This is a genomic window from Pseudomonas sp., assembly GCF_030147005.1.
GTDB lineage: Bacteria > Pseudomonadota > Gammaproteobacteria > Pseudomonadales > Pseudomonadaceae > Aquipseudomonas.
The window spans coordinates 43,300-49,870 of the sequence record NZ_JASLAW010000177.1 but is presented as its reverse complement, the minus strand read 5'-3'; the positions used below and the strand labels follow the sequence as shown (position 1 = coordinate 49,870).

6 protein-coding genes are annotated in these 6,571 nt (G+C 62.8%); 3 read left to right on the top strand and 3 right to left on the bottom strand.

Annotated features, from left to right (window positions below; all coding sequences use genetic code 11):
• Positions 1–129: 129 nt before the first annotated feature.
• The 3 genes from Q1V60_RS16800 to Q1V60_RS16790 form a co-directional block, all read right to left on the bottom strand.
• A complete protein-coding gene (locus tag Q1V60_RS16800; protein WP_300632506.1) occupies positions 130–897 on the bottom strand; it encodes an N-acetylmuramoyl-L-alanine amidase in 768 nt (255 codons plus the stop codon).
• 123 nt (positions 898–1,020) lie between these two features.
• The gene (locus tag Q1V60_RS16795; RefSeq protein WP_300632503.1) at positions 1,021–2,340 is read right to left on the bottom strand and encodes an ATP-binding protein; all 1,320 of its coding nucleotides are present in this window, start codon (positions 2,338–2,340) and stop codon (positions 1,021–1,023) included.
• The gene (locus tag Q1V60_RS16790) at positions 2,340–3,020 is read right to left on the bottom strand and encodes a response regulator (RefSeq protein WP_300632516.1); all 681 of its coding nucleotides are present in this window, start codon (positions 3,018–3,020) and stop codon (positions 2,340–2,342) included. Before Q1V60_RS16790 ends, Q1V60_RS16795 begins: the two co-directional genes overlap by 1 nt.
• Positions 3,021–3,197: 177 nt before the next feature.
• Between Q1V60_RS16790 and dsbD the strand changes: the two genes are divergently transcribed.
• The 3 genes from dsbD to dsbG are packed head-to-tail and all read left to right on the top strand — an operon-like array spanning position 3,198 to position 6,522.
• Positions 3,198–4,925 (top strand): protein-disulfide reductase DsbD, encoded by a 1,728-nt coding sequence (gene dsbD / locus Q1V60_RS16785; RefSeq protein WP_300632501.1) that lies wholly within the window; start codon positions 3,198–3,200, stop codon positions 4,923–4,925.
• Positions 4,925–5,770: a TlpA disulfide reductase family protein gene (locus tag Q1V60_RS16780; RefSeq protein ID WP_300632498.1), complete on the top strand. Its 846-nt coding sequence runs from the start codon at positions 4,925–4,927 to the stop codon at positions 5,768–5,770. The genes dsbD and Q1V60_RS16780 overlap by 1 nt, the downstream gene beginning before the upstream one ends.
• Positions 5,746–6,522, top strand: a complete 777-nt coding sequence (dsbG, locus tag Q1V60_RS16775; RefSeq protein ID WP_300632495.1) for a thiol:disulfide interchange protein DsbG — start codon at positions 5,746–5,748, stop codon at positions 6,520–6,522. The genes Q1V60_RS16780 and dsbG overlap by 25 nt, the downstream gene beginning before the upstream one ends.
• Positions 6,523–6,571: the final 49 nt, after the last annotated feature.

Genomic DNA, 6,571 nt, shown 5'->3' with positions numbered 1-6,571 from the left:
GTGGCGAGGGAGCTTGCTCCCGCTGGGGTGCGAAGCGCCCCCACAAAAAAGCCGGCTCCAGCTGCGCTGTCGAACGGGAGCAAGCTCCCTCGCCACGGCAGGCCCCCTATTTTTGAACCGCGTTCAGCGTCAAAGCCCGCGGTATTTTTCATTCAGTGCATACAGAATCGCGCAGGTCTCGGCATCCAGCAGGCCGCCATAATCCCGCGCCCGAAAGTGCATCTGAAACGCCCGGGTCCGCTGTTCGAAGGCCTGGCGATTCCACGCCGGTTTGTACCCATAGCGCTGAAACGCCCGCTCTATCTCCACCTCCGGCGGCAACCCCATGCAAAATCGACGTTGGTACATCGCTCGGGTCGCCTCGTCAAACCAGGCCCCTACCCCGGCCTCATGCAGGCACCGCCAGGGCAGTCGAGGCCCCGGGTCACTTTTGCGCCAGTACGCCACATCCGAATGACCAAGAATATCGACCGGCCCGATGTGCGGGTAGCGCTCGAGAATGTCGCACACCAACGTAATCAGAACCCGCACCTGTTCCTCGCCATACGCCGGGAAGGTGAACACACCTTTGTCATCGCGTGCCAGGTTGACGATTTCGATGCCGATCGAGCGGCTGTTGAGGTTATCCCGCCCGCCCCAATGGCTCGCCCCGGCATGCCAGGCGCGCTTGTCTTCGCGCACAAGGCGAAACACGCGCAGTTCGTCATAGCCGGCGGCGCGGTAGGCGGGTTCATTGGGATCGGGCAGCAGATAGTGAGCGCTGACCCCGTTCTGCGTCAGGGTGCGCAAGGACGATTTAAACGGCGCCGCGGTGTAATGCAGAATCACCTGTCCCACGGGCTCGCCGTTACGTTCGTTGAAGTCCTTGGCAGGGAAACTGGTATCGATGACCAACATGAGATCCGTCCTTTTCAATACGGGCCGAATCATTCGGCCCTTTCAAGCGCAAAAAAATTACCGCCATCCTGAAGGCTTGAATGTCAGGCGGGCGGTAATTATTTGGCACTTGCAGAAAAGCAATCAGCGTCGCAACGGCATGCCCAATTCAACCCGCAGGCCATCGGCCTGGCTGTCGAACTTCAACGAACAAGAGCAGCGCTGGACGATCGCTTGCACGATCGCCAGGCCCAGGCCACAGCCTTCACTGCTGCCATTGCGCCAGAAGCGTTGGGTGAGGTATTGCAGGTCTTCGCTGGAAATCTGCGGGCCATGGTCACGCACGTGAAATACCACGTTGTCAGCCGTGGAAAACACCCTCAGCTCCACTCGGGTGTCGGCCGGGGTGTGGCGCAAGGCGTTATCCAGCAGGTTGCGCAAGGCTGCGACGGCCAGGCCCACGGGCATCTCCACCGGAGTGCCGGCGAGGCCGTCCGCCAAAATCAGGTCGATGCGCGAATTGTCCCCGGCGTGGGCATCCTGGATCGCCAGCCTGGCGACTTCCTCGGCGCTGGACTGCAAGCCATCGTCGAACGACAAGCTGCCCTCCACCCGTGCCAGCAGCAACAGCTGTTCCAGGGTGCGATGCAAACGGTCGGCGCCTTCCTCGGCATGGGCCAGGGACTGATCACGGGCCGCGCCCTCGGTCATGCGGGCCACTTGCAGGTGGGTCTTGATCGCCGTCAGCGGGCTGCGCAGTTCATGGGCGGCGTCGCCGGTCAGGCGGCGCTCGCGCTCGATGGTCTTGGCGATGCGTTGCAACAGTTGGTTCTGGGTGTCGAGCAACGGCTTGAGTTCGCTGGGCAGCGGGTGGATCTGCAACGGTTCAAGGGAATCGGCGCTGCGGCGCATCAACGCGTCACGCATGCGATTGAGCGGCACAAGACTCTGGCCGATGCCCAGCCAGAGCAAGCACAGGCACCCCAGCAAGGCCACGCCGACCGGCACCGAGGCCGCCAGCAGGATCGACAGGTTCAGCGCCTCACGCTCCACCTGACGGTCAGCCGTGGTGATCAGCAGGTCGCCACGGGACAGGGTGAAGCTGCGCCACCCCACGCCATCGATAATCTGGTCGCGAAAACCACTCTTGCGCGACTCCAATCCTTCATCCGGCGTGGTATGGCTGCGCGCCAGGATTTCACCGCGCAAGGAACTGACCTGGCAGGCCATGCCCCCAGGTACGTTGAGTTGTTCGGTGCGCAAATGGGTGCCACCGCCGATGCTGGCCAGGCCCGGCATCTGTTCGGTCAGCCCGGCCACCATGCGCGCCGAGGCAACCAGTCGCTGGTCGAGGGAAAACATCATCTGGTTGCGCAGATCGTTGAGCATCCAGGCCGCCGCGAGGGCCCAGATCAACACAAAAGCAGCGCCGAGCTTGAACGTCAGGCGCAGGCGCAGGCTCATCACGAAGCATCCTCTCCCGCATCGGCCGGGCCCAGGCGATAGCCGAGGCCGCGTACGGTCTCGACGATGCCATTGCCCAATTTGCGCCGCAGGTGGTGGATGTGCACGTTCAGCGCGTTGCTTTCCAGTTCGTCGCTGAACCCATAGATACTGTCCTTGAGCTGCTCACTGGACAGCACGCGGCCCTTGTTGTGCAGCAAGGCCTGCAACAGCGCTTGCTCACGGCGCGACAGGTCCACCGGCTGGCCGCCCAGGAAAGTCTCGCGACTGCTGGGGTCATACGCCAGGCGGCCATGTTCGATCAGGTTGACGCTGCGCCCCGCCACTCGGCGCAGCAGGGTTTGCAGACGGGCGGCGAGTTCGCGCAGGTCGAAGGGTTTGAGCAGGTAATCGTCGGCACCCGCCTGCAGGCCGTCGACGCGATTGGTCACCGAGTCGCGCGCGGTGAGGATCAACACCGGAATTTCCAGGCCCTGGCTGCGCTGTTGTTGCAGCAGTTTCAGGCCGTCTTCGTCGGGCAGGCCGAGGTCGAGCACCATGATGTCGAAGGTCGCCGCCCTGAGCATCGCCCTGGCCGCCGCGGCCGTGCCCACGCGCTCGACCGTGAAGCCCTGAGCGGTGAGGCCGGCCACGATGCCGCTGGCGATCAGTTCGTCGTCTTCACAGACCAGTACGTGCATGCTGAACCCTTCATGAAAGATGCGGGTGATTAGAAAAGGCATGGATTAAGCGCGCATTATGCCGCCAACGTTCGCAACACCAGATAACTCCTACACTCTAGAATAGCGCTCGGTTAATCATCGGTTAATCAACGCCACACATTGTGTGCCTCACTTGCATCGAACTAAGGCTGGACCATGCGGCATCTATTTACCTTTCTGCTGGTGTTGTTCGCGGGACTCGCCCAGGCCGCGCCGGGCAACCCTTTCGAAACCAAACCCGATTTTCTCCCGGTGGGCAAAGCCTTCACCTTTACCTCCGAGCGTCTTGAAAGTGGCGAGACCCAGCTGTATTGGCAGATTGCCGACGGTTATTACCTCTACCAGCAGCGCATGAAATTCGACGGCCTGGCCGAGAAGCCCGTGCTGCCCCAGGGTGAAGCCCATAGCGATGAGTTCTTCGGCGAACAGCAAGTGTACCGCCAGGGCCTGGAAGTGAAGCTTCCGGCCGGCACCACCGGCCAGGTCAAACTGGGCTGGCAGGGCTGCGCCGATGCAGGTCTGTGCTATCCGCCGCAATCGATCACCGTGGACCTGGGCGGCAATCCGGCGGCGGCGGCCACCGCCCAGGCCCAGGACGAGAGCCTGGCCAGCGGCCTGCAACAGCGCAGCCTGGGCTGGAGCCTGCTGATCTTTTTCGGCCTGGGTCTGTTGCTGGCGTTTGCCCCTTGTTCGTTGCCGATGCTGCCGATTCTTGCCGGTCTGGTGGTGGGCAGCGGCGCCAGCCCGCGTCGCGGCTTTGCCTTGGCCAGCAGCTACGTAGTGTGCATGGCACTGGTGTATGCCGCGCTGGGCGTGATGGCCGCATTGCTCGGCGGCAATCTTGCCGCGCTGCTGCAAACCCCGTGGATCCTCGGCAGTTTCGCCGCGTTGTTCGTGGTGCTCGCTCTGCCGATGTTCGGCTTCTTTGAACTGCAACTGCCGGCCTTCCTGCGCGACCGCCTCGACAACGTCAGCCGCAAGCAAAGCGGAGGCAGCCTGATCGGCGCCGGTATTCTCGGTGCATTGTCCGGCCTGCTGGTGGGCCCGTGCATGACCGCGCCCCTGGCCGGCGCCCTGCTGTATATCGCCCAGAGCGGCAATGCGCTGCACGGTGGCCTGATCCTGTTCGCCATGGGCATCGGCATCGGTATCCCGTTGTTGCTGCTGGTCACCGTGGGCAACCGTTTCCTGCCCAAGCCGGGCACCTGGATGAATGTGCTCAAGGGCATCTTCGGCTTCCTGTTCCTCGGCACCGCCGTGCTGATGATTCGCCCGGTGGTCGGCGAAAGCCTGTGGATCGGCCTGTGGGGCGCATTGGCGCTGGTCATGGCCTATTGCGGCTGGACGCTGGCCCGTGAATACGGCCTGGCCGCCAAGGTGCTTGGCGCCGGCTCCCTGGTGCTGGGCCTGTGGGGCGCGATACTGGTGGTGGGCGCGGCCGCCGGCAGCGATGAGCTGTGGCAACCGCTGAAGGTTTACAGCGGCTCGCGGGTCGCTGCCACGACCGGCGCTCACGATGGGTTCATCACCATCAACGACCCGGCCGCGCTGCAAAGCCAGCTCGACAGCGCCAAGGCTCAGGGCCAATGGGTGCTGGTGGACTACTACGCCGACTGGTGCGTGTCGTGCAAAATCATGGAAAAACAGGTGTTCGGCAAACCCGAGGTGATGGATGCCTTGAAAGACGTGCGGCTGCTGCGCCTGGACGTGACCGCCGATAACACCGCCAGCCGCGAGCTGCTTGGCCGCTATAAAGTGCCTGGGCCACCGAGCTTTGTATGGATCGGCCCGGACGGTGAAGAACGTCGTGCCCATCGCATCACCGGCGAAGTGGATGCCGCCGCCTTCCTGCAACGCTGGACGCACACTCGAGACGCGCTTTGATGCTGACCCTCACCATCGGCACCTTCGCCATCGCCCTGAATCACATCCTGCTGATCAGTGCGCTGATTCTCGCCACCCTGGTGGGCTGGCGCGTGGCCAAACGTGGCGGTGAAAACCCCGAATCGGTGCTGTTCAGCCTGTTCCTGCTGGGCATGCTGGCCGCTCGCGTCAGCTTTGTACTGATGTACTGGGACGAATACCGTAGCGACTGGCTGCAGATGGTCGACCTGCGCGACGGCGGTTTTCTCGCCTGGCCCGGTGTTATCGCCCTGGTGCTCGGTGCGCTGGCCTACGGCTGGCGGCGCCCGGCCTTGCGCAAGCCACTGAGTGCCGGGGTGATCAGCGGCCTGGTGTTCTGGGGGATGGCCAGCCTGTCCCTGAACCTCTACGACAAAGGTTCGCAACTGCCGGACATCACCTTGCGCGATGCCAACGGTAATGTGGTGCAACTGGCCGACTACAAAGGCGGCCCGCTGGTGATCAACCTCTGGGCCACCTGGTGCCCGCCGTGCCGTCGGGAAATGCCGGTGCTGGAACGCGCGCAACACCAACGCCCGGACGTCACCTTCCTGTTCGTCAACCAGGCCGAAAGCATGCAAAGCGTCAGCACGTACCTGGCCACCCAGGGCCTGAACCTTAACAACGTGTTGTTCGACGCCAGCGGTCGCCTCGGCCAGGCAGTAGGCTCGATGGCCTTGCCCACCACATTGTTTTATACAGCCGACGGGCGCCTGATCAACAGCCACCTCGGCGAACTGTCCCAAGCCAGCCTGGCCCGTGCCATGGAACCCTTCGACACCGCCACAACAAGGAAACCGACATGCCTCGCCTCCGCCACCTGCTGACTCTGTTGCCGCTGACCTTCTTGTCACTCAGCGTGACAGCCACCCTGGCCCAGGCCGAAGACTGGCCGGCCCCGATCAAACAGATCGAAGCCAAGGGCGCCAAGATCCTCGGCAAATTCGACGCCCCCAGCGGCCTCACCGGCTACGCCGCGCAGTATCAGAGCCGCGGCATGGCGCTGTACCTGACCGCCGACGGCAAAAACGTGATCGCCGGCAACCTGTACGACGCTCAGGGCAATGACCTGAGCAGCGCGCCCCTGGAAAAACTGGTGTACGCGCCGATGTCCAAGGAAGTCTGGGCCAAGATGGAAAAGAGCAGCTGGATCCAGGACGGCGATAAAAATGCGCCACGCATCGTCTACCTGTTCAGCGACCCCAACTGCCCGTACTGCAACATGTTCTGGGAACAGGCACGGCCGTGGGTGAAGGCCGGCAAGGTGCAGTTGCGTCATATCATGGTCGGCATTATCCGCGAAGACAGCCCAGGCAAATCCGCCGCGCTGTTCGCCGCCAAAGACCCACAAAAAGCCCTGGAAGAACACGAAGGCGCTGGCAAGGCCAGCAAGTTGCAGGCGCTGTCCAAAATCCCGGCGGATATCGAAGCAAAGCTCGACGGGAACATGAAGTTGATGGAGGAGCTGGAGTTGTCGGCGACGCCGGCGATTTTCTATCTGGATGACAAGGGTGGGTTGCAGCAACAGCAGGGGGCGCCGTCGCCGGATAAGTTGGTGAAGATACTGGGACCCAAATAAGTAACGCACATACGTTATGGATAAGGCCTCCAAACATCGAAGGCCTTAT